Source organism: Microbulbifer epialgicus (assembly GCF_041447265.1).
GTDB lineage: Bacteria > Pseudomonadota > Gammaproteobacteria > Pseudomonadales > Cellvibrionaceae > Microbulbifer > Microbulbifer epialgicus.
Genome location: NZ_JBGMEK010000182.1, coordinates 1 through 2,996, shown reverse-complemented (window position 1 = coordinate 2,996; position 2,996 = coordinate 1). Strand labels below are relative to the sequence as shown.

Below are 2,996 nucleotides of genomic sequence, written 5' to 3'. Positions count from 1 at the left end.
GCAAAGCCATTTAAATGGACAAAGCCCGCCGGTCAAATCTTGGCTTCCGTAGAGCGTGCAAAACAATCGTTACAGAATTAACCGCATGGACCACTAGCAGCCATAGCGTTATCTTCTGCCACTGTAATGGCCAATAGCGCTACCTGCCCATCCCAACAACTATCAAAACACTTTGTTGTTGACGGCCAACTTTTTCAATGCATAGGGATAATCAAAGAAACAACTTCAGGGCTCATGTCACGCTCAAATGTTGAAACAAATACTGCCAATAAGACTGGAGAAGATTGTTGGGCTGGAAATATCAAGGCATCTACTAATGAAGGCACATTAATTAATATTACTAGAGGTTCAATCTGTAAGAACTACTGCACAATTATGGCCGACTGTAATGAAGAAGGTCATTGGGTAGACATCAGTTTCCATTTTTAAGATTTCTAAAAATCATGTAGTACCTACACGGGCCCTGAGGAATTGGGAACATTTCGATTCATTAAATGTTCCCGCTTTTCAACGCTTGAATTATAAAATATCTAAGCCCTAGAAGCTCATCAATGAAGGTGGGCGGAATAGCCCTAAAATTTGAGTTCCTAGAGCTGTGACTGCCTTACTCTTCCAGAAGTGCCAGAATCTGGGCTGATTCTTCCCGTGAGAAGCTCAACCCATACTTCTCCACTATCGCCATAAAACGCTGCACGTAGATAGGCGCACCGCATTTTTTTACGACCGACCACACAGACACTAATACTCAAACCAAATTGTTTACCGATCATAAATGTGCGAGTAGAGTTGATAGCTCTGCCTCACTTGCTGAATCGTTTAATAGGTTTGAGAATAATGGCAAACTGAATCACCCCGGGTTTTTCAGAGACAATTTTATTTGAGTCATGCCGCTTGGGGAGACTCGGCTTGCTGATAATACAGGGTTTCGTATTCGGCTGGAGGTATATCGCCAATTGACCCTAGAATGCGTTGATGGTTAAACCAGTCAACCCAGGTCAAGGTTGCGGGCTCAACTTCATTCAACCCTTTCCAGGGGCCTGCTCTGTGATTGATTTCCGCCAGTACGTTGTCGTAGGAATCGCCGATGCTGCCGACTGATGCCTGGAAGCCGGCTTCAATAAGCCGCTCGGTATATCGGATCGACAGGTATTGACTACCTCGGTCACTGTGATGGATAACGCCGCGGGGCTTCCCTCGCGCCCATTGTGCTTGCTCCAGAGTATCAAGCACAATGTCGGTTAACACACGCCAGCCAACAATGTACCGTGAGAACACGTCGACAACGAATCCAACATAAACAAAGCCAGACCAAGTTGCGACATAGGTAATATCAGCCACCCAAAATTGATTAGGGCGCTCCGCCGTAAACTCTCTTTTTCTAGATCTAGCGGCTTGTCAGCCAGCTCATCTTGGATAGTCGTTATGCAGCGCTTGCCCCTTCGAACGCCTTCTAATTGTAATATCCTTATCAGCCGTTCAACCGTGCAGCGGGCGACCTTTACGCCCTCACGGTTAAGCTGCTTCCAGACCTTGCAAGCACCATAAATGCGGTGATTGTCTTCGTAAACCCGCTGGATCTCAGGCTTCAGCTCATCGTCACGTTGAGTACGCGCGTAGCGCTGCTCTGGATTGTATTGCAGATGCTTGTAGCGATAGTAAGTCGACGGTGCAATCGGAAGAACCTTACAGATTGACTCGACACAGTGTGCCTCACGCTCCTGGTCAATGAATAGCACCATTACTTCGGTTTGCGGTCGAGCTCCGCCTGGGAGAAAAAAGCAGTAGCTTTACGTAAGATTTCGTTAGCGCGCTTGAGCTCGCGGACTTCGCGCTCCAGCTCTTTAAGTCGGTCTGAGTGACCACTAGTGGTGCCGGGCTTAGTGCCGTTGTCGACTTCCATCTTGTTGATCCATGCTCGTAGAGTCTCAGGTGTACAGCCGAACTTGGAGGCAATGGATGTAATCGCTGCCCAGAGTGATTGATGTTCATGCTCGCCGGTCAACACCATGCGAACTGCGCGTTCCCGTACTTCGGGGGAGTATCCAGGTCGTTTGCTCATAGGCTAATTCTCTCAAGAAACTTAGCCTCCGAGAAACCCGGGGTGATTTATGTGAATTTGTTCCGGTTTAGTCGCATAAAACCACAAAATGAACATTTCATTAATTTTGCGACATACATGGCATTTAGATCCTTTTTTTATCTTATGATGACTCCCGCAGCTTGCATTACACATTCCACATGGGTCATAAATAATGATGAAAAAACTACTATTTGCTTTAACTCTATTAATACCTACTGCGCATGCTGAAGTTGCTTATTTTGAAACTTCAAGCCTCGTTCATCCCGATAAGAGCTTTGTTCTACAACTAACAGATCCGAAAAAAATAGATAAGGCACGTGAACTCCTCGCTAGTGGAGGACATACTTCGCATCACTTTGCTGGCTATGTAGTTCCAGGCAAAACCTTCTACAATCCGGAATGGAGTTTTCATGTAGACACGGACTCAATCGAGTTCGCGGAGTTCTCCATAGAGGTTTGTGATGCTCACCCGCAATTTGTAGAAGATCACTTCGAGGAAGTTGGTGGCGCTTTCTTACCAGAAAATATCTGGTGCCCTTGGACTTCAAGGCTTGTCAGAGAAATTGAAATATCGACTATTCACGCTCCCTAGCAAATAGGCAATTTTGTTGCCTAACTATTTCCCACGGTTTTGGGATTGCCATTCCAGGCGGAACAGCCAAGTACAGGATCAACCGCTTGGAATAGCCATAGCTGCAATTGAACTATGCACGGCCAATCGATTGGCCACCTCGACAATACAATCTGTTACCAGATCGGCCACATGGTCGGCGACGTTTATTGGTTGGCCGCTATCGGGCTGTAGGGTTTTGCTGGTTATTAACCCGGTGGCTCTATAGTTCTGTATAATACCCAAATGGATATTATTGATGCAAGAAAATTACCCGCTTCCGCGCAGGAAGAGAAACGCCGAACT

1 protein-coding gene, 1 pseudogene and 1 other annotated feature are annotated in these 2,996 nt (G+C 46.4%); of the genes and pseudogenes, one reads left to right on the top strand and one right to left on the bottom strand.

What is annotated here, in order from left to right; translation table 11 throughout:
- Window positions 1-882 precede the first annotated feature (882 nt).
- A pseudogene (locus ACCI49_RS24140) lies at window positions 883-2,059 on the bottom strand (IS3 family transposase).
- Window positions 1,665-1,781 (bottom strand) — a sequence feature (AL1L pseudoknot). It overlaps the preceding pseudogene by 117 nt.
- Window positions 2,060-2,252: 193 nt before the next feature.
- Between ACCI49_RS24140 and ACCI49_RS24135 the strand changes: the two are divergent.
- Entirely contained in the window at window positions 2,253-2,672 is a 420-nt protein-coding gene (locus ACCI49_RS24135; RefSeq protein ID WP_371841804.1) for a BP74-related protein, read from the top strand.
- Window positions 2,673-2,996: the final 324 nt, after the last annotated feature.